Genomic DNA, 23,907 nt, shown 5'->3' with positions numbered 1-23,907 from the left:
CCTCCTCGGCGTCCGGGATCTCCAACCACCCTACGGGACGGGCCGGTTCAGGTGCGGCGGCGCGGCCGGCGGGCGCTGTGGCTGTCGGAGATGTGGGCGGTGAGGGCGATCGAGGCGGTGGCGCGGTCGTAGGAGAGCTGGGCCACGCGGGCATAGAGACAGTCGATGATCAGCAGTACGGAGTGGCGGGCGCCGAATCCGCCGTGCCGGAAGCTCGTCTCGCCGGAGGTGGAGACGAGGTGGATCGACGCGGCCTGGGCGGCGGGCGAGCGGGGGTCGGAGGTGATGGCGACGGTCGTCGCGCCGCGCTCGGCGGCCAGGTGCAGGGGGCCGAGCACCTCGCGGGTGTTGCCCGAGTGCGACAGCGCCACGGCCACATCGGCGGGCGTGAGCAGGGACGCCGAGGTCTCCGCCGCGTGCACCTCGGTCCAGCCCCGGGCCGGGCAGCCGATGCCGAAGAGCCGGGCCTCCGCCTCCCGGGCCAGCACTCCGGAGGCGCCCACTCCGTAGAAGTCGATCCGGCGGGCCTTCACCAGGGCGTGCGCCGCCCGGTCCAGCGCCTCGCGGTCCAGGCGCTCGACGGTGGCGCGCAGCGCCCTCAGGTCCGCCTGCGCGATGACCTCAATGACGTGGTCCAGGCCGTCGTCCGGCCCGATGTCCGGTCCGAGGGGCCGGTCCCGGGCCGGGGACTCCTGCGTGAGCTGCCCCTGCTCCCTGGCGAGTTCGAGCAGCAGCGCCTGGTAGGAGTCGAGGCCGAGGGCCTGGCAGAAGCGGGTGACCGTGGCCTGGGAGGTGCCGGTGCGGCGGCCGAGGTCGGCGGCCGAGGTGTGGGCGAGCGCGGCCGGGTCGGCGAGGACGTGCTCGGCGACCTTGCGCAGCGAGGCGGTCAGCCGGGGCAGTTCGGACTGGATCAGCGCGGTGATCACGGCGGGCTCGCTCGATTCGTCGGGTGGGCTGCAGCAGGGGCAGGCGGTGCCGGCGGATGACTTCGGCCGACGCGCCGATGCCTGGCCTCTTGCCAGGCCGTGATTCTATCAACCACCATGCAGTGTGCTCGATGAATCATCGGAACAGCCGGATCAGCCGGATCAGCCGGGACAGCCAGGACAGCCGGATCAGCCGGGACAGCCGGGACTGTCCATGCCGCTGCTGCTCGGCGTCGACGCCGGAGGCACCCGTACCCGCGCGTACTGCGCGGACCCGGCGGGCCGGGTGATCGGCACGGGAACCGGCGGTCCCGGGAACGCGCTCGGCGTGCGCCCGGCCGATCTGGTGCGGCACTTGAGCGACGCCATCGGCGCCGCCGTGCCGAAGGGCCTGCGCGCCGGGGTGACGGCGGTCGCGGGAGGCTTCGCGGGCGGCGGTCCCGGGCACGGCCGGGACAACGCGACCGCCTGCCTGGCCGAAGCGTTGGCAGCCTCGGGGATCGAGGCCGCCGCCGTGGAGGTGTACGGCGACTGCGAGGTCGCGTTCGCCTCAGGCCCCGGGGCGCCCGCGGACGGGCTGGTCCTGATCGCGGGAACCGGCTCGACCGCTGCGCGGCTGGCCGGGCGGCGCGCCGTGCGCCTGGTGGACGGGCACGGCTGGCTGACCGGCGACGAGGGCAGCGGCTTCTGGCTGGGCCGCGAGGCCCTGCGGGCTGCCGTACGGGCCCTGGACGGACGCGGCCCGCGGGGTCCGCTGGTGGAGCGCGTACTGGCAGAAGTGGCCCCGGAACACCGTCTGGACGACCGGCCCTCGCCGCTCGCGCTCATCCGGCTGCGGGACGCCGTCGCCGACTGGACCTACTCCAGGCCGCCGGTCGCCCTGGCCGCGCTGTGCCCCCTGGTGACCGACGCGGCGGACGGCGGGGATCCGGCCGCCCGCGCGCTCCTCGACCGGGCGGCAGGCGAACTCGCCGACAAGGTGGCCGCGTTGGATCCCCGGCCCGGCGAACTCCTGGTCACCACCGGCGGTCTGCTCGCACCGGGAGGACCGCTGACGGACCGGCTGGCCGCACGTCTGGCGCCGACCGGCCTGCGGATCGAGGCGGTCCCGGACGGCGCGGCGGGAGCCGTGGCACTGGCCGGGCTCTTGACGCGCCGAGGTCGCTGATTCATCGTTTCAAGCAAGCCGCATGACACTGAATCATTCAACCGATCATTCAACCGATCACTGCGACCAGCGAAGGTGAGTCTCCATGACCGACCCGCAGATCAGCGCGAGCGTCTTCGCCGACCGGGCGCGTGCCTCGCTGGACGCGGCGATCGAGGCGAACAAGGCGGCGGTGGCGTCGGCGGCCCGGCTGTTCGCGGACTGCGTGGCGGCGGACGGGGTGATCCACGCCTTCGGCACCGGCCACTCGCAGGCCACCGCACTGGAGATCTGCGGGCGCGCGGGCGGTCTGGTCCCGACCAACCGCATCGGTCTCGCCGACCTCGTGCTCCGGGGCGGCGAGGACCGCGCCGTGCTGTCGGACCCGCTGCTGGAACGCAGGCCGGGGCTCGCCGCCCGCCTCTACGAGCTGAGCACCCCGCGCCCCCAGGACCTGTTCGTGATCATCTCGAACTCGGGGGTCAACAACTCCATCGTCGACATGGCGCAGTTGGTGACGGGCAAGGGGCACCGGCTGGTGGCGCTCACCTCGCTGGAACACACCCGCTCGGTGCCCGCGCTGCACCCCAGCGGGCGCCGGCTCGCCGACCTGGCCGACGTGGTGCTGGACAACGGTGCGCCCGCGGGCGACGCACTGCTGCCGCTGCCGGACGGAGGTGCCCTGTGCGGGGTGTCCACCATCGTCTCCACCACGCTGGTGCAGATGGTGGTGGCCGAGAGCGTGGCCCTGCTGATGACCGAAGGGCACGACGTCCCCGTCTACGTCTCCGCCAACCTGCCGGGCGGCTTCGAGCGCAACGCCGTCCTGGAGGCGCGCTACGAGGGCCGGCTGCACCGGGGCGGCTTCTGACGGACGGGCGGCGTCGAGGCCGGAAGCCGGCCGAGGGACCCGGACGGCGTGCTGACGGACCTGCCAGGAGCGGGAACAGCCTAGAGCGCCTCGTCCTCCTTGCGCAGGTCGGTGACGCGTTCGAGGAGGATCGGCTCCCAGGCGCGGTGCAGCCGGGTCCGCAGCAGGGGCAGCGGGGTGGGATCGCTGCCGGTGATCCCCTCGGCGAGGTGCAGCACGGCGTCGCAGCGGGCCAGCCACAGGCCGCGCAGGCAGGGCCGGGCGCCGTAGCCGGCGAGGGTCGCGGCCCGCACGGCGGCGGGGGCACCCACCGCGAGGGCGAGGCCGGCGATGTCCTCGGCCGGGTCGCCGAGCACGGCCGCGTCCCAGCCGAGCACGCCGCGCACCCGGCCGTCGGCGCTGACCACGAGGTGCTCGCCGGTGAGGGCGTGGTGGACGAGGACCACTCCGCCGGGCTGGGGGGCGAGCTGGGCGGCGGCGGGCGGGGTGAGCTGGTCGAGCCGGCCTGAGTCGAACTCGTCGGCCTCGTCGAGCCGTCCGGCGGCCTGGACGGCGGCGCGGCGCAGCACCTTCAGCGAGCGCGGCGCGATCCGCGGCACGCCGAGGGTGTCCGCCTGCCGCAGCGGCACCTCCCGGAGGCCGGAGAGGAGTCCGGCCAGGTCGGTCTCGCCGACGGCGGAGACGTCGTGATCCTCGGCCGAGCCGCCGGGCACCCGCGTGTCCAGGGTGCAGACCAGCTGCGGGGCCCACTCGCCGTGCGCCACGCTCACCGGCAGCGCGATCCGGACGTGCGGGCGCACCAGGTCCCGCAGCCGCATCTCGCGGCGCAGCCGGATGCTCGCCTCGCGGTCGGGGGCGAGGCGCAGCACATGGCGGTTGCCGACCCACCAGGTGGTGGCCCCCTCACCGCCGCCGGCGGGCCGCACCTCGGGGTCCGCGGGGAGTGCGGCGCCGCGGGGGCCGCCCCTGCCGGTCCTGGCCGCCCGGCTGTCCTGCAGCAGGGTACGGACCAGCTGTCTGACGGTGTCCGCGGTGGGTGTCGGTGCCTGGGTCATCGATCGCGCCGTTGTCGTTCCGGGAGTCGGGAGGTGCTCGGACGGGGTCGTGGTCATCGCCCTACTCCACTATGACCATCTCCCGGGTGGTGTTGTTCAGGCGCCGGCCGCCGTCCTCGGTCACCGTCACGATGTCCTCGATGCGGACGCCGAACCGGCCGGGCAGGTAGATGCCGGGTTCCACGGAGAAGCACATGCCGGGCACGAGGGGCTGCTCCTCGCCCTCGATCATGTAGGGCGGCTCGTGGGTGGTGACGCCGATGCCGTGCCCGGTGCGGTGGATGAAGTACTCGCCGTAGCCGGCGTCGGCGATCACGGCGCGGGCGGCACGGTCGACGTCCTGGCAGGCGGCGCCGGGGCGCACGGCCCGGAAGCCCGCCTCCTGCGCCTCGCGCACGATGTCGTGCACCCGGCGTTCCTCGTCGGTGGGTTCGCCGACGTGCACGGTGCGGGAGGTGTCGGAGCCGTAGCCGTCCTTCAGGCCGCCGAAGTCCAGGACGACCATGTCGCCGTGCTCGATGACCCGGTCGCCGATCTCGTGGTGCGGGTTGGCGCCGTTCGGGCCGGAGGCGACGATCGTGAAGTCCACCTGGGAGTGCCCGAACCGGCGCAGCAGCGCGGCGAGGTCGGCGGCGACGTCCGCTTCCCGGCGGCCCGCGAAGCGCACACCGCGGATCTCCTCGAACGCCGCGTCGGCGGCGGCGCCGGCCGCGGCCAGCAGCTCGAGCTCGGCGGCGTCCTTGACGGCACGGAGCATCGGCAGGGCGTGGGTGAGGGAGGCGTAGGAGGCGTCCGGCAGGGCGGACTGCAGGCCGAGCAGGTGCATGGCCCAGGCGTTGTCGCTGATGCCGTAGCGGCCGTGTGCGTCGAGCAGGTCGGCGGTGACGGCGTAGGGGTCCTTGCCGTCGGTCCAGTCGCGCAGGGTCAGGGCCGGTGCGGCGGGTGCGCGGGCGGCGTCCGCCGCCTCCAGGGTGGGGACGACCAGCACGGGGTCCTGCCCGGGGGCCAGGACCAGCAGGGTCAGCCGTTCGGTCTCGGCGGTGGGGGCGTAGCCGGTGAGCCACACCAGATCGGGCCCCGGGGTGACGAGCAGTCCGGAGAGCCCCGCGTCGGCGGCCGCCCGGGTGGCGCGCTCCATGCGGGCCGTGTAGTCGTCGGCGGTGAAGGGCGCGGGTGCGGTGCCGGTCATCCGGGGCCTCCCAGGGCGACAGAGGGCTACGGGCAGCATCCTGCCTGGCGGGCGGTGGCGACGCGACCCGGTTCGACGGGTTGGCCCGGTTCTCCACCTCTCGGATTAATGGTTAGATCATCTGCAACCATTATCCCGGCCCGGGAGGCGTACAGCCGTGCTCGTACTCGCACACATCAGCGATCTGCATCTGGACGGCAGCGCCCCCGCGAGCGAGCGGGCGCGGCGGGTACGCGACGGCTGTGGCGGCTGCCGCGGAAGCCGGACGCGCTGCTGGTGACGGGGGACATCGCCGACCACGGCGCCGAGTCCGAGTACGAGGAGGCCGCCGAGCTGCTGGGCCTGCGCGAGGGGCGCACCGTTCCCGGTGCTGACCTGCCCGGGCAACCACGACAGCCGCGCCCGTACCGGAAGGCCCTGCTGGGCGTGCCGGCCGCCGAGGGTCCCGTCAACAGCGCGGCCTTCCATCACCCCCCGGTACCGGTGCACCACCCCCTGCCGGACTCGTACATGCTGCGCGAGCCCGGCCGTCCGGCCGCGCTGATGGCGGACCGGCCGGAGATCGCCGGGCTGATCGCCGGCCACGCCCACCCCGGCCGCCACGGTGTTCGCCGGGCGTCCGCTGGTCCTGGGGCCCGGGGTGACCTGGACCCTGCGGCTGCCCTGGGAGGGCGAAGCCGGCCGCGGACCGGGACGCCCCGCCCGGCTTCGCCCTGCACGTACTGGACGACGCCGGGCGGCTCACCAGTCACTTCCGGGTGGTCATGTGACCACGGCGGGCACGACCGTCAGCTGCTGATAGCCGCCGCTGCGGTGGCGCACCGTCAGCTTCACCTCCCTGCCGGGCCGGGCCCGGGCGACGGCGCGGGCCAGGTCGGGCGCGGTGTCGATCCGGGTTCTGCCGAAGGCGAGCAGTACGTCGCCGCGCACCAGGCCGGCCGAGAACCCCGGCCCCGGCACGTGCACCCCGACGACCAGGGCGCCGGGTCTGCGGTCGTCCGCGACCTCGATGCCGAGCCGGGCGGCGACCGGTACGGCGACGGGCTCGGGGGTGGGAGGCGACGCGGTGGGTGCACGGGTCGGTGCGGGGGCGGCGGGCGGGCCGCCGTCCGGCTGCGGCTGGTGCAGGCCGGGCAGCCGGCCCGTGCCGGCCAGGGTGGCGCCCACCGCGCCGAGTCCCACCCCGGACAGCACCAGCACCGTGCCGACCAGCAGGCCGAGCAGGGTGGAGACGAGACGCCGGCCGCGCCGCCGCGCGGCGTGCTCCCGCCGCTGCGGGGGCCGGGCGGGGCGCGGTTCGCCGCCCTTCCTGGCCCGCCACCGGCCCCCTCTCGCGCACTGCTTCCAGTTGCCTCCCGCCGCGCCGCCGGGCAGCGGCTTGGGGCGCAGGGCCGCCTGCTCCATGGATCACCTCCCTTGATCTGCTGCCCGGCGGACCGGACGGCGACGAGCCACGAACGAGCGAGTAATCGAGTAATGAGGACGAGTGAGTAATAGTGAGCAATAGTGAGCAATGAGGACGAGCTACGAACGAGTGAGACCGAGCGGACGGACGCCGCTCAGCCGGGCACGGGCACGGACGGCGTGCGGTTCGGCAGGAATCCGTGGGCGCGGCGGGAGAGCCAGGCGTCCTTGTAGCGGTCCACGTTGTGATGCCAGTGGAGGATGCCCGCCATCCAGTTGCGCAGGTCCTCGACGTACTGCTCCATGACCGCCCGCGCGTCCTGCGAGAGCGCGAAGTCCTCGTACAGCCTGGGGAGCTCGTGGGACACGACATGCTCGAACTGGCGCAGACGCTGGTCCATCAGGTCGTGCACGATGCGCAGGCCGCGCGGGTAGGCGCAGCCGAAGAAGTTCTGCACGACGAGGATCGCGTTGTGGATCTCGCCCTCGTACTCGATCTCCTTCTGGTAGGAGAACACATCGTTGATCAGGCATCCGTAGTCGATGGCGGCGTTCTCCAACGAGCGCACCGGGCCGCTGCGGTACACCTCGGGCGGGACGGCCGGGCCGTGGCCCATCCGGCACATGCTGAGGGTGAGGTCGGAGCCGAAGGTCCGGCGGCGCATCTCGAGATAGTCGACCGGGTCCGGGATGCGGTGCTGCATCTGGTTGGCCAGCTCCCACAGCCAGCTCTCCGTCATGGCGTTCACCGCGTTCTTCAGGGTGCGGCGCGCCTCGGGAGGCATGGCCGCCGTGGTACGAGCCCACAGGTCGGTCAGGCCGCGTTCCATGGCGTTGACGGGCACGGTCGCCGGTTCGCCCTCGACCGGCATGCAGTCCGACAGACGGGCCGTGGTCAGCCGGGCGGCGGCCAGATCACGGCGGTGGCCGTACACCAGCGGGTAGTAGTCGTCGCCGTACGTCCCCCAGGCGAGCCACTGGGCGCTGAGGTCGAGGGCCTCAGCGGTGGCGTCCGGGTCGAGCCCGGCGGAGCACAGGGCGAAGTCGCCGGCGGCGAGCTTGTCCTCGTCCCACACGCCCTCGCTGAGGATGCCCATCCGGTGGCACCAGCGGACCAGTTGCTCCCGGGATGTGTCGAGGTGCCGGCAGAGCCGCACCGGGATCGGCGTGCGCAGGTCGGGGATCCGGGACGGTCCGACCTTCTGGTACGGCACATGGGTGTAGGCGCGCAGCCGCTCGGCCCCCGCCGACGCGAGCAGCGCCCGGACGCCGGCGGCCGAGGCCCCCGCCCCCTTCGGGCCGTCCCACGGGCGCCGGTCGAGCGCACCCTCGTTCATGTACCGGCTGGAGCGCATGTGCCATTCGTGGCCTCCGGACTGCCAGTCCTGCAGCCCCTTGGCGTACGCCGCGACGGCCGCCGCCTCGACCGGGCCGAGCCCCTTCTCCAGAGCGATCGCGGGGACTTCGGTGAACGCGGTGTGCTCGAACTGCTGCAGCCGTGAGGTGAGGACGTCGTTGACCAGGTCGGCGGCCTCCTGGGTGCTGCAGCCGAAGAAGGTCTCCAGCACCAGGACGCCGTTGCTGAGTTCGCCCTCCTCCTCGACCTCGCGCTGGTAGGAGAACAGATCGTTGCGCAGGTGCACGGCGTCGGAGAAGGTCTCCATCAGCACCCGGAGCGGCCGGGTGCCGGCGACGGCGGCCGGGACCTCGGCGGTCGCGTACTCGACCAGCCCCGCCGACCAGGGCGCGCCGCCGACCTTGCGGCGCATCTCGATGTACTCGACCGGGTTGGCGATCCGCCCCTCGTTGATGTTGGACAGCTCCCACAGCGACTCGTCGAGCAGATGCTCGGTGGCGACGGCGAACCGGCGGCGCCAGTGGGCGGACATGGCCGGTACGGTGCGCGCCCACAGGTCGGCGAGGCCCGCCTCGACCGGGTTCTGCGGCTCGGGCACGGGCGTCGCGTCGTCGAGCGGCATGAACAGCGGCAGCCGGTCCAGGTGGGCCTTGCCGGCGGCGCGGTCCTGGGTGCGTTTGTACTTCTCCAGGAAGTGGTCGTCGAAGAAGAAGACCCACACGTACCAGTCGGTGATGAGCGAGAGCGCGGGCCCGTCGCAGTCGGGGTGGGTGTAGGCGCAGAGCAGGCCGTAGTCGTGCGCGTCGAGATCGGCCTGCTCCCAGACCCCGGAACCCTCCAGCATGCCCATCTCGCGCGCCCACGCCGTCGAGTGGGCGCGGGCCTCGTCGACCTGCGGGTTCAGCCGCGCGGGATGCGGCAGGTAGAAGTGCGGGAGTTCGAACGGCTGCGTCATGGCCGGGAGCTACCCGTGGGTCCGCGGCCGCATCCTCCGGCCCGGACATGATCACACCATCGCGTGAACCAGTGGTGAAACGGGAGTTCAGGCCTTATGTCCGGACCTGCATCGGTGCCGTGAGGTGAGGCCCCAGGTCCTGACCTGCGCGAGTTGAGGCCCAGGTCCTGACCTGCGCGAGTTGAGGCCCAGGTCCTGACCTGCGCGAGTTGAGGCCCAGGTCCTGACCTGCGCGAGTTGAGGCCCAGGTCCTGACCTGCGCGAGTTGAGGCCCCGGTCGTGACGTGCGCGAGTCGCGGCCCTACGCCCTGACTTGGATCAGGGCATGAGTGCCTGCGGTGCGCCAGCGGCCGTCCGGCTCCGCCTTGTCCAGCGCCGCCACGGTGTCCGCGCTCAGCCCGGTGATCACATCCGACTTGAGCGTGCGCAGCGCGGCGACAGGACCCGGGAACCAGTCGGTGACCCCGGCGAACGGGGTGGTCGGCGGCCAGAGCCGGTCGCCCACCAGGCGGCGGTAGTTGAGGTCGCCCTTGACCACGGTGACGGTGGCCGAGGCGAACTCGGCGCGCAGGTCGTCCGGCATCTCGGCGTACGGCAGCGGGGCGCAGGAGAAAGGGTGTGCGCGCAGCACCAGCCGGCCGTCGCCGAGGGCGGACCACAGTCGGCGCCCGGAATCGGCCGCCGCTCCCCCGGCCCCAATCAGCCGGCGCAGCGCGTCGATCACATCGCTGCCGGTGGCGTCGGAGACGTAGTAGGGGTACGGCTTGACGTGCAGCACGGCCCGCGCGATGAGGCCGTGGGCCAGCAGATGGTCCAGGAGCAGCAGATCGGGGACGAGTTCACCGCCCGCGTTGTCGGCGACCAGGCAGAGCGTGCCCGTGCCGGAGGTGCCGAGCAGCGACCAGAGCCGCTCGCTGTCGTCGACCAGCAGACCGGGGACGGCGTCGGTCTCGCGGGTGCCCTCGGCGGAGAGCCGGAAGCCGAGGTCGGCGCGGTTGCCCCAGAGGGAGCCGTGCAGCAGGGCGCGGGCCTGTTCGTCCGCGGGCCGGCCGGTGAGTTCGTCGAGCGCGGCCAGTTCCTCGTCGGTGGCGGGCGAGTCCAGTTCGGCGAGTTTGGCGGGGCGGAAGGGGTCGATGCCCTGCCAGGGGCCGGGGGCGAAGTAGCCGACGGCCTCCAGCAGCAGGCGGTAGAACCAGCTCTCGGACCACAGCCAGGGCACCTCGTACCAGGACCTGCCGGCGTACGCGGTCATCCCCCACTCCTCCCAGCGCGCCCGGTCGTGGGCGTCCGCCGGAAGGGGCTCGATCTCCCCCTCGGTGCAGTTGGCCAGCAGTGCGTCGAGCGCCCGCTGCTGGTGGGGTTCGTACGGGAAGGCCTCGCGCACCTGCCGGATGATCGCGGGGTGCCGCTCGGACAGCACACTGTGCGGGAACGAGCCGGGTTCGGCGCCGAGGATCACGGGGGCGGTGGGGGTGTCGGGCATGCCGCTCACGGTAACGCGCGTCCGCGGCCGGACGCGGCAGGTCACACCGGGGCGATCACGTCAGACGGGGGGCGATTCACACGGGGACGTTTCACACGGGGACGTTTCACACGGGGCGTTTCACACGGGGGCGATCTCGCGTTCCAGACGGGCGGCCAGGCTGAGGTAGCGGGCGCGGCGGGTCACGGGGACCAGGCCGCGTATGAGCAGTTGCCACATCTCCGCCGTGCGGCGCGGCTGCCGGGCGACCGGTTCGCGGGAGCGGCCGACGACGCGGGTGCCGACGAAGAAGCAGACCAGGGAGTGGGCGACGACATCGACGTCGACGTCCGGGTGGATGTCGGCCTCCTTGACCGCGCCGACGAGCCGGGCGGTGACGATGTCCAGCCACTCGGTGAACGGATGGGTCAGCGGCGGACGGGGCCGGGTGCCGCCGGTGGCCAGGCGCAGGCCGGCCCGCAGCACGGGGTCCTCGGCGGACAGGCGGGCTATGCCGAAGGTGAGGCGCATCAGCGCCTCCAGCGAGGTGTGACCGCGGTTCTCGGTGTCCCGGGCCAGGCGGCGGCAGGTGGCGGACTGCAGTTCCAGGATGGCGTGGGCCAGGTCCTCCTTGGCGGCGAAGTGGAAGTAGAGCGCCCCCTTGGTGACCTGGGCGTGTTCGACGATGTCGCTGAGACTGGTCGATTCGTAGCCCTGCCGGTCGAACAGGTCGGCGGCGGCTCTGATGATCGTCGCGCGGGTCTGCTCGGCGCGTACCTGCCTCGCCATCGACTGAACTCCTGTGCCGGGAAAGGAACGGGTCATGCCGTTTGTTTTTACCGTGCGTACACACTAACTCACCGTCAGGCCGCGTTCATCACACAGGTCGGACCGTGATCGGGCACACAACCGGCAAAAGCAGTTCTGCCGTTCAAAGAAAACAGCACGTCCGGTATCTGATTGTGGCAGCCCGGGGGCGACATGAGAAGGCGGGCCGGCCGGTGCCCCATCCGCACCCGCCGGCCCGCCTGTCCGTGCGCGGCCGAACCGCGCTGTCTCAGAAGGCCATTGAGGAGGCCCTTGAGAAGGTCGTTCTGAAGGTCATTGAGAAGGTGGTTCTGAAGGTCGTTCAGAAGGTCAGCTGCCAGCCGTTCAGCTGCCCGGTGTCCCGGGCCGCCGTGTCCCGCACGCGCAGCTTCCAGGTGCCGTTGGCGCTCTCGGCGGAGGCGTCGACGGTGTAGGTGGTGCGCACGTCGTCCGCCGAGTCGGAGCCGCTCGCGGACTTCAGCCGGTACGCCGAACCGTCCGGCGCCACCAGGTCGATGACGAGGTCACCGCGGTAGGTGTGGGTGATGTCCACGCCGGCCCGCAGGTTGGAGGGGGCGTTGCCGCTGCGGCCGCTCACGGTGATCGGCGACTCGACCGCCGAGCCGTTGTCCGGGATGGAGACGGCGGTGCTGCTCGAGTACGTGGTGCCGGTGGGCGTTCCGCCGAGGACCGCCTGGACGGTCTTCGCCGCGTCGGCCAGGCCGGCGCCGCAGCCGCCGGAGCAGGTGCCGGGCAGGGCACGGGCGTTGGCCTTGATCGCCGACTCGATCTGGGCCGGGGTGAGCGCGGGGTTCGCCGACTTCATCAGCGCGGCCAGGCCCGCGATGTGCGGGGTGGCCATGCTGGTGCCCTGGTAGTGGGCGTAGGTCTCGGTCGACGGGGTGCGGGTGCCGGAGTTCAGCGTCGACAGGATGCCGTTCGCGGCCGAGGTCCGGGTGTCGCCGCCGGGGGCCGCGATGTCCACCACGGAGCCGTAGTTGGAGTAGTAGGCGCGGCTGCCGGAGCGGTCGGTGGCGGCGACGGTGATGACGTTGGCGCAGTTCGCCGGGGAGGAGTTGGCGGCGTTCTGGTTCTCGTTGCCGGCCGCGACGACCACCGTGGTGCCGCGGCTGACGGCGGCGTTGATGGCGTTCTGGGTGGCGGTGGAGCAGGCTCCGCCCCCGCCGAGGCTCATGTTGATGACCTTGGCGACGTTCGGGTTGGCGGGCACGCCCGAGACGGTGCCGCCGGAGGCCCAGGTGATGGCGTCGATGATGTCGGAGTCGTAGCCGCCGCACTTGCCGAGCACCCGCACCGGGGAGATCTTCGCGCCGTGGGCGATCCCGGCGATGCCCTTGCCGTTGTCGGTGGCGGCGGCGATGGTGCCCGCCACGTGGGTGCCGTGCCAGGAGGAGTCGCTGCCGGCGGCCTGGCCGCACTCGCCGGCCGCGTACCAGTCGCCGGGGTCGGCCGGGTTGCTGTCCCGGCCGTTGCCGTCGACGGCGACCGCGGGGTCGGCGATGAAGTCGTAGCCGCCGGTGATGTTGCCGGCGAGGTCGGAGTGGCTGACGTAGCCGGTGTCGAGGACGGCGACGGTGACGCCGCTGCCGGTGGCGAGGTCCCAGGCGCCCGGCACCCGCATGCCGGCGGTGGACTCGAACAGGTCCCACTGCTTGCCGTACTCGGTGTCGTCCGGGGTGGCGAGCGGCTTGTTGAGGCGGTCGGGGACGACGTAGGCGACCTGCGGGTCGGCCTCGTACTCGGCGACGACCTCCGCGACGTCCGAGCTGCCGGCCTGCTCGTCCAGCTCGACCAGGGCGGCGCCGGTGCCCAGGCGGCGCTCGAAGCCGACGTCCTCGCCGGCCTTGCGGCCCTTGGCGGCGGCGTCGGCGGCGGCCGCCTTGTCCGAGGTGGCCTCGGCGGCACCGGACTTGTAGCCGACGATGAGCCGCTCGGCCGGGGTGCCGGGGGCGGCCTCGGTCAGCGCCGCGGGGACGGCCGGCTCGGGGACGTCCTGGGCGACGGCGACCTGGGAGGAGGCTGCCACCATCAGGGCGGCGGAGAGGGCGGCGACGGATATCGCGGTCCGTCTGAGCGAGGCGTTCGTGGGGGAGGTACGCAAGGGTGTGCCTTTCGTGCCGGACTCCGGCCAGCGGAGTTGGGGAGAAGCATCGATCCGCTTCGTCCTCGAAGCGGCGGGGGTGGATCGACGTGCGGCGTCGGCCGGCCAGGCGCGAGCAGCGTGCCCTGCGGGGTTACCGGTGGGTCGGCTGCGGAGGAACGATAGGCAGGGCGCGGCACGGCGGGATACGGGGGAAACCCTCGATCCGGCCGGAAAACCACCCTCGACGCCCTTGAGGATCCCGGCAGTTGACCGTAATGGGCCCGCTATGCCCCGCCTCGTGGCGAGGGTGAACGCGCCGGGCGGTTCTTCCGTACTGCACGGAGGGAACGGGTCTGCGAGGACGGACCCACCGCGGGCGTCGGCCGGACCGGCGCCGGCACGGCCCGGTCGAGCCGCGCGGTGGAGCCGCCCCCGCAGGACCGTCCCCTGCCCCGCACGGCCGCCCCGGCCGTCACCTCCCCCGCGCCCAGGAGGCGTTACGGATGTCCCGGACGACCGCACACCGCGCGGCACTCGCGGCCGCCCTGGTGACCCCGCTGCTGCTGCCCCTGACGACGGCGGCACCCGCATGGGCGCACGGGGCACCCACGGACCCGGTGAGCCGGGTGCTGGCCTGCTCGCCCGAGGGCGGGGAGCGCGCCCGGTCGGCGGCGTGCCGGGCGGCCGTCGCCGCGAACGGGGCGCCCTTCACCGCCTGGGACAACCTCCGGGTGCCGAACGTGAACGGCGCCGACCGGCAGCGCATCCCGGACGGGAAGCTGTGCAGCGGGGGCCTGCCCGCCTACCGGGGCCTGGACCTCCCGCGCGCCGACTGGCCGGCCACCCGGGTGTCGCCCGGCGCGGCCCTGCCGATGAGGTACGTCTCGACGATCCCCCACGAGGGCACCTTCCGGATGTACCTCACCAAGCCCGGCTACGATCCGGCCAAGCCGTTGACCTGGTCCGATCTGCCCGCCAAGCCGTTCGCCGAGGTGACCGACCCGCCGCTGACGAAGGGCGCCTACCGCTTCCGTGTCACCCTGCCGTCCGACCGGACAGGACGTCATGTGCTGTACACGATCTGGCAGAACAGCAGCACCCCGGACACCTATTACTCGTGCTCGGACGTGGTGTTCCCGGAGGCGAAGCAGGAGCAGCAGAAGCAGGATGAGGGCGGAGAGGCCGGGCGGGGGTCCGGCGCGGGTGCGGCGAAGGCCGAGGAGCGGAAGGCCGCCTCGCGGGACCGGAAAGCCGAGGCATCGGGCACGCCCGGGGAGGGTGCTGCGCCTTCCGGAGGGACAGCTTCCGGCGACGGGACTCCGTCCGCCGCGGCGGCGAAGGCGGCCCCCACGGCCGCGTCCGGGCCCTCCGCTCCGATGGTGGCCGGGGGCGCGGCGGCCGTGCTGCTGCTCACCGCGGGCGCCGTACTGGTACCCCGGCTGCGGCGGCGCTGAGCCGTGGACCGGCTCCGCTTCATCACAATGCGGCAGCATCAACGCATCCGGGACGACTGGTCACTTGACGGCCGGCCGTTCCGCGCGATTGGCTCCTCGCCTCCTGCTCCTGCTCGGCCGCACAGCGAGGTCCGCACGCCCATGACTGTTTCCGGTGGACGACGGGGACCTGTCCCGGGGGGACACGCTGCGGGAGAGCCGCCCTTAAGTGCCGAGGACCAGGGGGACGTGGAGGGCGGCATGGACGAGGCCGACGCGGACGACCCGGACTGCCCCGCCGCCGGCACGCCGGCGGACCGCCCCACGGGCCACGACGGGGACCCCGCGGCCGGTCCCACCGCGGACCACGTTGCCGGTCCCACCGCGGACCACGCCGCCGGGACCGCCATGGCTTCCGGGACCGCAACAGATCCCGCGACCGCCGCAGACCCCGCGTCCGCCGCGGACCCCGCGTCCGCCGCGGATCGCCCCTGTCCCACGGGCGGCCTCGCCCCGCTCCCCCGGCGTGTGCCGCAGGGCAGGCCGGCCGCCGAGGGTCATGCCGAGATGCCGTCGGCCGACGACGACTTCACCGCGGAACGCGCCGCCGCCTCGCTCGCCGCGTTCCAGCGTGGCACGCTCCTCGCCCGTGGCGAGGAGGCACCCGCAGCCGACACGACCGAAGGAACACCGCCATGACACGCCCCGTCCCCCCTGCGAACGCCCAGCTGGACGAGCTGCTCACCGGACTCGTGGAGCGGGTCGCGGAGGTGAACCACGCCGTGGTGCTGTCCGAGGACGGGCTGGTGCTCAGCAGATCCACCGGGTTCCTGCGCGACGACGCGGAGCGGCTCGCCGCGAGCGCGTCCGGGCTGATGAGCCTGAGCAAGGGCGTCAGCATGGACTTCCGGGGCGGGCCGGTGCGCCAGGCGCTGGTGGAGATGGCCAACAGCTACCTGGTCCTGACGTCGGCCGGCCCCGGGGCGCAGCTCGTCGTGCTCACCGGTCCGGGCGCCGACGTCGGTGTGGTGGCGTACCAGATGAACATGCTGGTCAAGCAGATCGGCGAGCATCTGCGGGCGGCTCTGCGGAGCGTCACCGCCGGGCCCGCTGCCGAGCCCGGCGTGTGAGGCCGCTGCACGACCGCTCGTCGGTGGTCCGTCCGGCCTGGTGACCGGTCCGGTGCGGGGTCAGTCCAGTCCGGCCGACTTCAGCCAGGCCTTCGCCACGTCCAGCGGGTCCTTCTTCTCCAGCTGCACCTGCGCGTCCAGCTTCAGCAGGGTCTCGGTGTCGAGCTTCGCGGACACCGCGTCGAGCGCGTCCACGCCCTCCTTCGGCAGCCCTTCCTTGCTGACCAGCGGGGTGACGTTGGCGAAGCCGAAGAGGTTCTCCGGGTCCTTCAGGACGACGAACTTCTCCTTCACGATGGTCGGGTCGGTGGTGAAGATGTTCGCCGCCTGCACGGTGTTGCGGGTGAGGGCCGCCTGGGTCAGCGGTCCGCCCGCGTCGAGCGCCTTGAAGGACTCGAACTCCAGGCCGTAGACGGACTTCAGGCCCTTGAGCCCGTGGTGCCGGGTCTGGAACTCGGGCGAGCCGCCGATCACCAGCTTCGGTGCCACGTCCTTGAGGTCGGCGAGCGTGGAGGAGGCGGTGAGCTTGTACTTCTTCGCCGTCTCGGCGTTGACGCTGACCGAGTCCTTGTCCTCGGCGGGCGAGGACTGAAGCAGCGTCAGCCCCTTGTCCAGCTTGGCCTTGACGGCGGCGTTCACCTCTTCGACGGACTTCTGCTCCGCCTCGGGGTCGAGGTAGGCGAGCAACGAGCCGTTGTACTCGGGCAGAACGGTGATGGAACCGTTCTTCATCAGGCCGTACGTCGTCTCACGGCTGCCGATGTTGTGCTTGTAGGTGACCTTGATGCCCTTGGCCTTCAGGGCCTCGCCGTAGATGTCGGCGAGCAGGGTGCTCTCGGCGAAGTTGTTGGAGCCGACGACGACGGTGCCGGCCTCGGCCTTCTCCTCGGCGAGGGGGTTGTCGGAGGTGTCACCGGAGCCGCCGCAGCCCGCGAGCAGCGCCGCCACGGCGGTGAGCGCGACGGCCGCCGCGCCGGTGTGCCTCGTCCTGGACCTGCTGCTGTGCGCGCTGGCGGTAGAAGTCATTGACCGATCCAATCCAGCCGCTTCACGATCAGTCAAGGCCGTCCGGATTACGTTTTGCGACACGGGTGGGGATGCCCGGGGACGTCTTGTGACGCCCGTGAGGGCCCTGAGGGCGCCCGGCCTCGCCCGGCTGCGGGCCGGGTCACGTTCTGCGCCCGCGCACCCCCGGTGAGACCGCCAGCCGTCCGGCCGCCCAGAACACCGCGATGGTGACGAGCGCGAGGAGGGCGACGAGCGTGGCGCCGCCGACCACCTTCTCGTAGTCCCGCTGGTAGAGGCCGTCGACGATGTAGCGGCCCAGCCCGCCGAGGGAGACGTAGGCGGCGATGGTGGCCGTCGACACGATCTGGATGGCCGCCGAGCGCAGCCCGCTGAGAATCAGCGGCAGCGCGACCGGGAGTTCGACCTGGAAGAGGATGCGTGACTCGTTCATGCCCATGCCGCGGGCGGCGTCCACCGGCGCGGGGTCGACGGAGCGCACCGCCTCGTAGGTGGTGACGAGGACCGGCGGGACGGCCAGCACCACCAGCGGGATCATCACGGGCAGCAGTCCGAAGCCCATGGTGACCACGATCAGTACCAGCAGGCCGAAGCTGGGCAGGGCGCGGGCGGCGGTGGCGATGAAGGCGATGGCGTTGCCGCCGCGTCCGGTGTGCCCGGTGAGCAGGCCCGCGGGCAGGCCGACGGCGGCGGCCATGGCGAGGGCGAGCAGCGTGTACTGGATGTGTTCCAGGAGGCGCTGCGGGATGCCGTCGTAGCCGTGCCAGTGGGCGCTGTCGCTGAAGAAGGCGTCGGCGAAGTTGAGGATGTTCACCGGGCCGCCACCTCCGCCTCGGGCCGTTCCCGAGTCGCGGCGGCTGCCCGGGGGCGGCCGCCCGAGCCGCGGGGCATCCACGGGGTGAGCACTCTGCGCAGCAGCACCAGCAGGGCGTCGCACAGGATGGCCAGTGCGGCCGTGGTCAGCACGGAGTTGACGGCGAGTTCGGGCCGGTCGTACTTCTGCGCGGCGGCCAGCAGATTGCCGAGCGCGCCCTGATTACCGATCAGGGCGCCCACGCTGACCAGGGAGATGCTGGACGCGGTGGCCACGCGGAGGCCCGCGATGACGGCGGGCGCGGCGATCGGCAGCTGCACCTGGAGATAGCGGCGCACGGGGCCGAAGCCCATGGCGGTGGCGGCGGCGAGCGTCTCCTGCGGCACCGAGCGCACGGCGTCGACGATCGCCGGGACCAGCACCACCAGGCTGTAGACGGCCAGCGGGATCATCACGGTGAGTTCGGTCTGGCCGGTGTAGTCGATGAGGACGACGAAGAAGGCCAGGGAGGGGATGGCGTAGAGGACGGTGGTCACGCCGAGCACCGGTGCATACAGCCAGCGCAGGCGCACGCACAGCTGGGCGAGGGGCAGGGCGAGCAGCAGTCCGGCGGCCACCGGCAGCAGGGCCTCGCGCACATGCAGTCCGACCAGGCCGAGCCAGCTGTGCTGGAGGTCGCTGGGGATGTCGAAGAAGCCGTTCACGAGGCGACCTCGGCCTTGTCCGCCCTGTCGTTCTCGTCCGCGTCACGGGACTTGCCGGACTCCTCGGCCTGCTGAGAGGTGTCCGTGCGGCTCTCGGTGTGAGCGGTGCGGATGGCCTCGGCGATGGTCTGCTGCGAGACCACGCCGGTCACCCGGCCGGTTCCGTCCACGGCGACGGCCCAGCCGGTGGGCGAGAGCACGGCGCAGTCCAGTGCGGCGCGGAGCGAGTCGGTGCCGGGCACGAAGGGGCGGCCGTGCGGCAGCAGCCGCCCGGTGTCGACGGGCCCCGCGCTCGCCTCGCGCCGGTCGGCCCAGCCGAGCGGGCGGCCGTCGGCGTCGGTCACCAGCAGGTGCGGGGTGCCGGAGGCGGCGATGCGTCCGGCGTTCGCGTCCGCCGTGATGACCGGCTCGGTGGTCAGTTCCAGGGCGGCGGAGGAGAAGAAGGAGAGCCGGCGGATGCCTCGGTCGGCGCCGAGGAAGTCCTCCACGAAGCCGTCGGCGGGGGCGGAGAGCAGCTCGGCGGGCGGGGCGTACTGGGCGAGCCGGCCGCCCTCGCGCAGCACGGCGACCATCGAGCCCAGCTTGACGGCCTCGTCGATGTCATGGGTGACAAAGACGATTGTCTTGCCCAACTCGTCCTGCAATCGCAGCAGTTCGTCCTGGAGCCCCTTGCGCACCACGGGGTCGACGGCGGAGAACGGCTCGTCCATCAGCAGCACCGGCGGATCGGCGGCGAGCGCCCGCGCCACTCCGACGCGCTGCTGCTGACCGCCGGAGAGCTGGTACGGGTAGCGCTTGGCCAGCGCGGTGTCCAGTCCCACCCGCTCCATCAACTCCGCAGCCCGCGCACGGGACTTCTGCTTGCCCCAGCCGAGCATGCGGGGCACGGTGGCGATGTTGTCGACGATGGTGCGGTGCTGGAACAGCCCGGCGTTCTGGATGACGTACCCCATGGACCGGCGCAGCTCGGTGACCGGCCGGCGCTGGATGTCCTGGCCGTCGAGGAGGATGGTGCCCTCGGTGGGCTCCACCATCCGGTTGATCATGCGCAGGGTGGTGGTCTTGCCGCAGCCGGAGGGCCCGACGAGGACGGTGATCGAGCGGTCCGGGATCTCGAGCGACAGCCGGTCGACCGCCACCGTGCCGTCCGGGTACCGCTTTGTGACTGAATCGATCCGTATCAAGACGCCGAATGCCCTTCGGGTGGCGGAAACTGGCCGGGTCACGCTCGCTGTTCGCCGGTCGAGTCTAGACGCCGCCTCCGACAACGCCCGGATTCCGGACGCGCCGGGTCGCACGGCCGGGCCCTGCGGCCCGCCCCCGCCACCGTGCCCTGGGGAGCCCTGGGGAGTCTTACGGAGCGGTGACGTGCCGGGCGTGGTCCCGCTGCCGGGCGGGCGCGCGGACCTAGCGTGGGCACATGCGCGTACTGGTCACCGGCGGTGCCGGTTTCATCGGATCCCATGTGGTCGAGGCACTGCGGGCCCACGGCCACGAAGCGACGGTGTTCGACATCCGCTCCGACCCGGCGCACGACGTGCGCGACCCGGACGCGGTGCGGCGCGCGCTGTCCGGCGTGGACGCCGTGTGCCACCAGGCCGCGAAGGTGGGGCTCGGCACCGGCTTCGGGGACGCGCCGGACTACGTCTCCCACAACGACCTGGGCACGGCCGTGCTGCTGGCGGCCATGGCGGAGGCGGGCGTGCGCCGGCTGGTGCTGGCCGGTTCGATGGTGGTGTACGGCGAGGGCCGCTACGACTGCCCGCGGCACGGCGTCGTACGCCCCGGCCCGCGCTCGGTCGCCGACCTGGACGCCGGCCGCTTCGAACCCCGCTGCCCGCACTGCGGCACCTGGCTCGAACCCGGGCTGACCGCCGAGGACGCCCCGCTCGACCCGCGCAATGTGTACGCCACCACCAAGCTGGCGCAGGAGCACCTGGCGGCCGCCTGGGCCCGCAGCACCGGTGCCACCGCGGTGTCCCTGCGCTACCACAACGTGTACGGCCCCCGGATGCCCCGCGACACCCCCTACGCGGGCGTCGCCTCCCTCTTCCGCTCGGCCCTGGCCCGCGGCGAGGCACCGCGGGTCTTCGAGGACGGCCGCCAGCGCCGCGACTTCGTGCATGTACGGGACGTGGCCGCGGCCAACGTCGCCGCGCTGGAGGCGGAGCCGCCGCCCGGCGCCCTCACCGCCTACAACACCGGCAGCGGCACACCGCGGACGGTCGCCGGGATGGCCCGCGCCCTCGCCGCCGCCTGCGGCGGCCCCGAGCCGGTCGTCACCGGCGAGTACCGCCTCGGCGACGTCCGCCACATCACCGCCGACTCCTCCCGCCTGCGCACGGAGCTGGGCTGGAAGCCGGAGGTGGAATTCGAGGAGGGGATGCGGGAGTTCGCGGCGGCGGGGCCGCGGGACGGCGCCCCGTGATCGCGTGCACTGCGCGGGCGGCCAGGGGCTGTCTTTCGGATCTTGCCGCTTCCGGTGGCGGTGCCCTCGCAGCCGAGCCGAGCGGGGTCTGGTGCGTGCAGCTGCAAGGCGGAGGAGGGCGGCGACGCGATGGGGGTCCCTCCCGCGCGAGCGCAGCCGAGCGTGGGGGAGTCGCCAACCGACGACAACGCCGCAGATGCGCGTGCCGGACCCCGCGCCCCGCGGCAGGATCCGATGGGCCTGCCTCGCTGAAAGGCCTCCGACCCGGCGGCGGACGGGACGGGCGTCCGCCTCCGCCGCCGGGCCTCCGCCACCGGAAGACACAGCCCCGCCACGCCTCGGCCGCCGGGAGAGGTCGGGCCTCCGCCACCGCAAGACACAGCCCCGCCACGCCCCGGCCGCCGGGAGAGGTCGGGCCTCCGCCACCGCAAGACACAGCCCCGCCACGCCCCGGCCGCCGGGAGAGGTCGGGCCTCCGCCACCGCAAGACACAGCCCCGTCAGGCCCCGGCCGCCGGGAGGGGTCGGGCCTCCGCCACCGCAAGACACAGCCCCGCCACGCCCCGGCCGCCGGGAGAGGTCGGGCCTCCGCCACCGGAAGACACAGCCCCGTCAGGCCCCGGCCGCCGGGAGGCGGACCTCGAAGCGGCAGCCGCCGGTGACGTTGCGGACGGTGGCGGTGCCCCGGTGGGCCTCGACGATGCCGCGCACGATGGCGAGGCCCAGGCCGGCGCCGGCCGGCGGGGTGCGGGCGTGGGTGCCGCGCCAGCCGGTGTCGAAGACGCGGGGCAGGTCCTCCTCGGGGATGCCGCCGCAGCCGTCCGTGACCGCCAGGACCACGCCGGTGTCCGAGCGTTCGGCGGTGACGGCGACCGTGCCGTCGGCGGGGGTGCGGCGGATGGCGTTGATCAGGAGGTTGCCGAGGACGCGGCTCATCTCCCGCCCGTCCACCTCCACCGGCACCGGTTCCACCCGGTCGCCGACCAGGCGTACGCCGTGCTCGCGGGCGAGCGGGTCGGCGCCGGCGAGGGCGTCCCCGACCAGGTCGTAGAGGGACATGCGGGAGAGCGAGAGCGTCAGCGTGCCGGCGTGGATGCGGGAGAGTTCGAAGAGGTCGCCGACCATGTCGTTGAGGCGTTCCACCTCGGTGCGGATCTGCTTGAGGTAGCGGTCGGGGTCGGCGGCGACGCCGTCCTCCAGCGCCTCGGCCATGGCCCGCAGTCCGGCGAGCGGGGTGCGCAGGTCGTGGGAGATCCAGGCGACCAGTTCGCGGCGGGAGGTCTCCAGGGCGCGTTCGCGGTCGCGCGACTCGGCGAGCTTGCGGCTGGTCAGCTCCAGTTCCCGGCTGAGCGCGGCGAGTTCCGCGGTCGCCGGGCCGTCCGGTGCCGCGAAGTCACCGCCGTCGCCGAAGGAGCGGGCCGCCAGCGCCAGGTCCCGGCTGCGGGCGACGACCCAGCGGCCCAGCAGCAGCGCGGTCGCCAGGGACACCACGGCCGCCATGGCGACGACCGTGGTGACCACGGTGAGGTCGTGCGCGGAGAGGAACATCGCCTGGGCGACGGCGAGGGTGCCGGCGAGCATCGCGGTCACCGCGACGGCGGCGACCACCGCGAGGTGCGCGGTCAGCGACCGGCGGCGGATGAGCAGCAGGACGCAGGCGCCGAGCAGACCGGCCGCGGCGGCACCGGCGAAGGCGAACAGGGCGATGAGGAGGGTGTCGCGCATGGTTGTCAGTCCTCCCCCGCGCCGGATGACTCCACGTCGAGTGTCCCCACGTCGGATGCGTCCACGCCGGATGCGTCCACGCCGGATGCGTCCACGCCGGATGCGTCCACGCCGGATGCGTCCACGGTGTCGAAGCGGTAGCCGACGCCCCACACCGTCTGGATCAGGCGGGGCCGGGCCGGGTCGTCCTCGATCTTGCCGCGCAGCCGCCGGACGTGGACGGTGACGGTGGACAGGTCGCCGAAGTCCCAGCCCCAGACCTCGTGCATCAGCTCCTCGCGGGTGAACGCCCGCCCGGGATGGCGGAGGAAGAAGGCGAGGAGGTCGAACTCCCGGATGGTGAGGGCGAGTTCGGTGCCGTTCTTGTGGGCGCGGCGGGCGACCGGGTCGACCGAGAGGCCGGCTGCGCGCAGCACGGCGGCCGACGGCGGCGCCGGGCGGGCGCGGCGCAGCACGGACTCCACCCGCAGCACCAGTTCGCGCGGGCTGAACGGCTTGGTGACGTAGTCGTCGGCGCCGACCTCCAGGCCCAGGATGCGGTCGTCCTCGTCGCCGCGCGCGGTGAGCATGATCACGGGCACGGGTCCCTGGCCACGGATCCGGCGGCACACCTCGAGGCCGTCCATGCCGGGCAGCATCAGATCCAGGACGACGAGGTCGGGCCGGTGCGCGGCGGCACGCGCGAGGGCGTCCGGGCCGTCGCCCGCGTGGTCGACGTCGTAGCCGGCACGGTCCAGGTAGCCCGAGACGATCTCGGCGACGGTGGGGTCGTCGTCGACGACGAGGATCCGCGCCCTGGCCTGCCCGGGGGCTTGTTGCTGCTCCATGCGGCCAGCCTCGCACCGTGCGCGCGAAAGCGCCGCCCCCGGGCGCCGGCGTCCGCGTTTCGTAAGGAGCCGAAGTCCGGTTTATCCGCTTCGTCTTCGTAGAGTGAGAGCCGTGATCAACTCCTTGAGCGGGCCGGAGACGCCCGGCCCGGAGCCGCGCGGGACGCCCGGCGGCGCCGCGAGCGGCGTGACTCCCGTGGATGTCGTGGATGTCGTGCTCCCCTGTCTCGACGAGGCGGAGGCACTGCCCTGGGTGCTGGAGCGCGTGCCGCCCGGCTGGCGCGCGATCGTCGTGGACAACGGCTCCCGCGACGGCTCCGACCGCATCGCCCGCTCGCTCGGCGCCACCGTGGTGCGCGAGGAGCGGCGCGGATTCGGCGCCGCCTGCCACGCCGGGCTCACCGCCGCGACCGCCGAGGTCGTCTGCTTCTGCGACTGCGACGCCTCGCTCGACCCGGCCGACCTGGTGCCGTTCGTGGCGGAGATCCGCTCCGGGCGGGCCGACCTGGTGCTCGGCCGCCGCCGGCCGCGGGCGGGCGGTGCA

20 protein-coding genes and 2 pseudogenes are annotated in these 23,907 nt (G+C 73.3%); 8 read left to right on the top strand and 14 right to left on the bottom strand.

Features of this window, described 5'->3' with window-relative positions:
* Window positions 1-47: 47 nt before the first annotated feature.
* The gene (locus ABD207_RS15775) at window positions 48-926 is read right to left on the bottom strand and encodes a MurR/RpiR family transcriptional regulator (protein ID WP_344013499.1); all 879 of its coding nucleotides are present in this window, start codon (window positions 924-926) and stop codon (window positions 48-50) included.
* A gap of 214 nt (window positions 927-1,140) precedes the next feature.
* Between ABD207_RS15775 and ABD207_RS15770 the strand changes: the two genes are divergently transcribed.
* Together ABD207_RS15770 and ABD207_RS15765 are read left to right on the top strand one after the other, a co-directional pair.
* Window positions 1,141-2,094: an N-acetylglucosamine kinase gene (locus ABD207_RS15770; protein WP_344013497.1), complete on the top strand. Its 954-nt coding sequence runs from the start codon at window positions 1,141-1,143 to the stop codon at window positions 2,092-2,094.
* 85 nt (window positions 2,095-2,179) lie between these two features.
* Window positions 2,180-2,944 (top strand): sugar isomerase domain-containing protein, encoded by a 765-nt coding sequence (locus tag ABD207_RS15765; protein WP_344013495.1) that lies wholly within the window; start codon window positions 2,180-2,182, stop codon window positions 2,942-2,944.
* Between the two features lie 80 nt (window positions 2,945-3,024).
* On the opposite strand, the gene ABD207_RS15760 is transcribed toward ABD207_RS15765, so the two are convergent.
* Both ABD207_RS15760 and ABD207_RS15755 read right to left on the bottom strand, forming a co-directional pair.
* A complete protein-coding gene (locus tag ABD207_RS15760) occupies window positions 3,025-3,999 on the bottom strand; it encodes an aminoglycoside phosphotransferase family protein (RefSeq protein WP_344013493.1) in 975 nt (324 codons plus the stop codon).
* A gap of 61 nt (window positions 4,000-4,060) precedes the next feature.
* Window positions 4,061-5,188 (bottom strand): aminopeptidase P family protein, encoded by a 1,128-nt coding sequence (locus ABD207_RS15755; protein WP_344013491.1) that lies wholly within the window; start codon window positions 5,186-5,188, stop codon window positions 4,061-4,063.
* Between the two features lie 157 nt (window positions 5,189-5,345).
* Here ABD207_RS15755 and ABD207_RS15750 point away from each other — a divergent pair.
* Window positions 5,346-5,958 (top strand): annotated as a pseudogene (locus ABD207_RS15750) (metallophosphoesterase).
* On the opposite strand, the gene ABD207_RS15745 reads toward ABD207_RS15750, so the two are convergent.
* From ABD207_RS15745 to ABD207_RS15725, 5 genes are all read right to left on the bottom strand, one after another.
* Window positions 5,951-6,592: a PDZ domain-containing protein gene (locus ABD207_RS15745; protein WP_344013489.1), complete on the bottom strand. Its 642-nt coding sequence runs from the start codon at window positions 6,590-6,592 to the stop codon at window positions 5,951-5,953. The pseudogene ABD207_RS15750 and the gene ABD207_RS15745 sit on opposite strands and share 8 nt — an antisense overlap.
* Before the next feature lie 155 nt (window positions 6,593-6,747).
* Window positions 6,748-8,904: a germacradienol/geosmin synthase Cyc2 gene (cyc2, locus tag ABD207_RS15740; RefSeq protein ID WP_344013487.1), complete on the bottom strand. Its 2,157-nt coding sequence runs from the start codon at window positions 8,902-8,904 to the stop codon at window positions 6,748-6,750.
* 301 nt (window positions 8,905-9,205) lie between these two features.
* Window positions 9,206-10,387 carry a damage-control phosphatase ARMT1 family protein gene (locus ABD207_RS15735; RefSeq protein WP_344013485.1) on the bottom strand — a complete coding sequence of 394 codons (1,182 nt, stop codon included), beginning with the start codon at window positions 10,385-10,387 and terminating at the stop codon, window positions 9,206-9,208.
* 120 nt (window positions 10,388-10,507) lie between these two features.
* On the bottom strand, window positions 10,508-11,155 hold the full coding sequence (locus ABD207_RS15730) for a ScbR family autoregulator-binding transcription factor (RefSeq protein ID WP_344013483.1): 648 nt from the start codon (window positions 11,153-11,155) through the stop codon (window positions 10,508-10,510).
* A gap of 340 nt (window positions 11,156-11,495) precedes the next feature.
* Complete coding sequence (locus ABD207_RS15725) at window positions 11,496-13,295, bottom strand: S8 family peptidase (protein ID WP_344013481.1); 1,800 nt, start codon at window positions 13,293-13,295, stop codon at window positions 11,496-11,498.
* Window positions 13,296-13,780: 485 nt separating this feature from the next.
* Here ABD207_RS15725 and ABD207_RS15720 point away from each other — a divergent pair, with 485 nt between their 5' ends.
* From ABD207_RS15720 to ABD207_RS15710, 3 genes are all read left to right on the top strand, one after another.
* Window positions 13,781-14,731 carry a lytic polysaccharide monooxygenase gene (locus tag ABD207_RS15720; protein ID WP_344013479.1) on the top strand — a complete coding sequence of 317 codons (951 nt, stop codon included), beginning with the start codon at window positions 13,781-13,783 and terminating at the stop codon, window positions 14,729-14,731.
* Between the two features lie 240 nt (window positions 14,732-14,971).
* Window positions 14,972-15,409, top strand: coding sequence for a hypothetical protein (locus ABD207_RS15715; RefSeq protein ID WP_344013477.1), 438 nt, complete (start codon window positions 14,972-14,974; stop codon window positions 15,407-15,409).
* A complete protein-coding gene (locus ABD207_RS15710) occupies window positions 15,406-15,840 on the top strand; it encodes a roadblock/LC7 domain-containing protein (RefSeq protein ID WP_344013473.1) in 435 nt (144 codons plus the stop codon). Before ABD207_RS15715 ends, ABD207_RS15710 begins: the two co-directional genes overlap by 4 nt.
* A gap of 60 nt (window positions 15,841-15,900) precedes the next feature.
* Here ABD207_RS15710 and ABD207_RS15705 read toward each other — a convergent pair whose 3' ends face one another.
* From ABD207_RS15705 to ABD207_RS15690, 4 genes are all read right to left on the bottom strand, one after another.
* Window positions 15,901-16,866 (bottom strand): ABC transporter substrate-binding protein, encoded by a 966-nt coding sequence (locus tag ABD207_RS15705; RefSeq protein WP_344013472.1) that lies wholly within the window; start codon window positions 16,864-16,866, stop codon window positions 15,901-15,903.
* A gap of 142 nt (window positions 16,867-17,008) precedes the next feature.
* On the bottom strand, window positions 17,009-17,680 hold the full coding sequence (locus tag ABD207_RS15700; RefSeq protein ID WP_344013470.1) for an ABC transporter permease: 672 nt from the start codon (window positions 17,678-17,680) through the stop codon (window positions 17,009-17,011).
* A complete protein-coding gene (locus ABD207_RS15695; RefSeq protein ID WP_344013467.1) occupies window positions 17,677-18,384 on the bottom strand; it encodes an ABC transporter permease in 708 nt (235 codons plus the stop codon). The genes ABD207_RS15700 and ABD207_RS15695 overlap by 4 nt, the downstream gene beginning before the upstream one ends.
* On the bottom strand, window positions 18,381-19,568 hold the full coding sequence (locus ABD207_RS15690) for an ABC transporter ATP-binding protein (RefSeq protein WP_344013465.1): 1,188 nt from the start codon (window positions 19,566-19,568) through the stop codon (window positions 18,381-18,383). The genes ABD207_RS15695 and ABD207_RS15690 overlap by 4 nt, the downstream gene beginning before the upstream one ends.
* Window positions 19,569-19,804: 236 nt before the next feature.
* Here ABD207_RS15690 and ABD207_RS15685 point away from each other — a divergent pair, with 236 nt between their 5' ends.
* Complete coding sequence (locus ABD207_RS15685) at window positions 19,805-20,812, top strand: NAD-dependent epimerase/dehydratase family protein (protein WP_344013463.1); 1,008 nt, start codon at window positions 19,805-19,807, stop codon at window positions 20,810-20,812.
* 611 nt (window positions 20,813-21,423) lie between these two features.
* Here ABD207_RS15685 and ABD207_RS15680 read toward each other — a convergent pair.
* Together ABD207_RS15680 and ABD207_RS15675 are read right to left on the bottom strand one after the other, a co-directional pair.
* Entirely contained in the window at window positions 21,424-22,536 is a 1,113-nt protein-coding gene (locus ABD207_RS15680; RefSeq protein WP_344013460.1) for a sensor histidine kinase, read from the bottom strand.
* 5 nt (window positions 22,537-22,541) lie between these two features.
* A complete protein-coding gene (locus tag ABD207_RS15675) occupies window positions 22,542-23,363 on the bottom strand; it encodes a response regulator transcription factor (RefSeq protein WP_344013458.1) in 822 nt (273 codons plus the stop codon).
* 205 nt (window positions 23,364-23,568) lie between these two features.
* Here ABD207_RS15675 and ABD207_RS15670 point away from each other — a divergent pair.
* Window positions 23,569-23,907 (top strand): annotated as a pseudogene (locus tag ABD207_RS15670) (glycosyltransferase family 2 protein); the annotation flags it as partial.

This window comes from Streptomyces thermospinosisporus (assembly GCF_039526425.1).
GTDB lineage: Bacteria > Actinomycetota > Actinomycetes > Streptomycetales > Streptomycetaceae > Streptomyces > Streptomyces thermocarboxydovorans.
This window is presented reverse-complemented; position numbering and strand designations above follow the sequence as displayed.

Coding starts and splice junctions, on each gene's coding strand:
- ABD207_RS15770 (WP_344013497.1), top strand. CDS start 1,141: ATGCCGCTGCTGCTCGGCGTCGACGCCGGAGGCACCCGTACCCGCGCG.
- ABD207_RS15765 (WP_344013495.1), top strand. CDS start 2,180: ATGACCGACCCGCAGATCAGCGCGAGCGTCTTCGCCGACCGGGCGCGT.
- ABD207_RS15760 (WP_344013493.1), bottom strand. CDS start 3,999: ATGACCCAGGCACCGACACCCACCGCGGACACCGTCAGACAGCTGGTC.
- ABD207_RS15755 (WP_344013491.1), bottom strand. CDS start 5,188: ATGACCGGCACCGCACCCGCGCCCTTCACCGCCGACGACTACACGGCC.
- ABD207_RS15745 (WP_344013489.1), bottom strand. CDS start 6,592: ATGGAGCAGGCGGCCCTGCGCCCCAAGCCGCTGCCCGGCGGCGCGGCG.
- cyc2 (WP_344013487.1), bottom strand. CDS start 8,904: ATGACGCAGCCGTTCGAACTCCCGCACTTCTACCTGCCGCATCCCGCG.
- ABD207_RS15735 (WP_344013485.1), bottom strand. CDS start 10,387: ATGCCCGACACCCCCACCGCCCCCGTGATCCTCGGCGCCGAACCCGGC.
- ABD207_RS15730 (WP_344013483.1), bottom strand. CDS start 11,155: ATGGCGAGGCAGGTACGCGCCGAGCAGACCCGCGCGACGATCATCAGA.
- ABD207_RS15720 (WP_344013479.1), top strand. CDS start 13,781: ATGTCCCGGACGACCGCACACCGCGCGGCACTCGCGGCCGCCCTGGTG.
- ABD207_RS15715 (WP_344013477.1), top strand. CDS start 14,972: ATGGACGAGGCCGACGCGGACGACCCGGACTGCCCCGCCGCCGGCACG.
- ABD207_RS15710 (WP_344013473.1), top strand. CDS start 15,406: ATGACACGCCCCGTCCCCCCTGCGAACGCCCAGCTGGACGAGCTGCTC.
- ABD207_RS15705 (WP_344013472.1), bottom strand. CDS start 16,866: ATGACTTCTACCGCCAGCGCGCACAGCAGCAGGTCCAGGACGAGGCAC.
- ABD207_RS15685 (WP_344013463.1), top strand. CDS start 19,805: ATGCGCGTACTGGTCACCGGCGGTGCCGGTTTCATCGGATCCCATGTG.
- ABD207_RS15680 (WP_344013460.1), bottom strand. CDS start 22,536: ATGCGCGACACCCTCCTCATCGCCCTGTTCGCCTTCGCCGGTGCCGCC.
- ABD207_RS15675 (WP_344013458.1), bottom strand. CDS start 23,363: ATGGAGCAGCAACAAGCCCCCGGGCAGGCCAGGGCGCGGATCCTCGTC.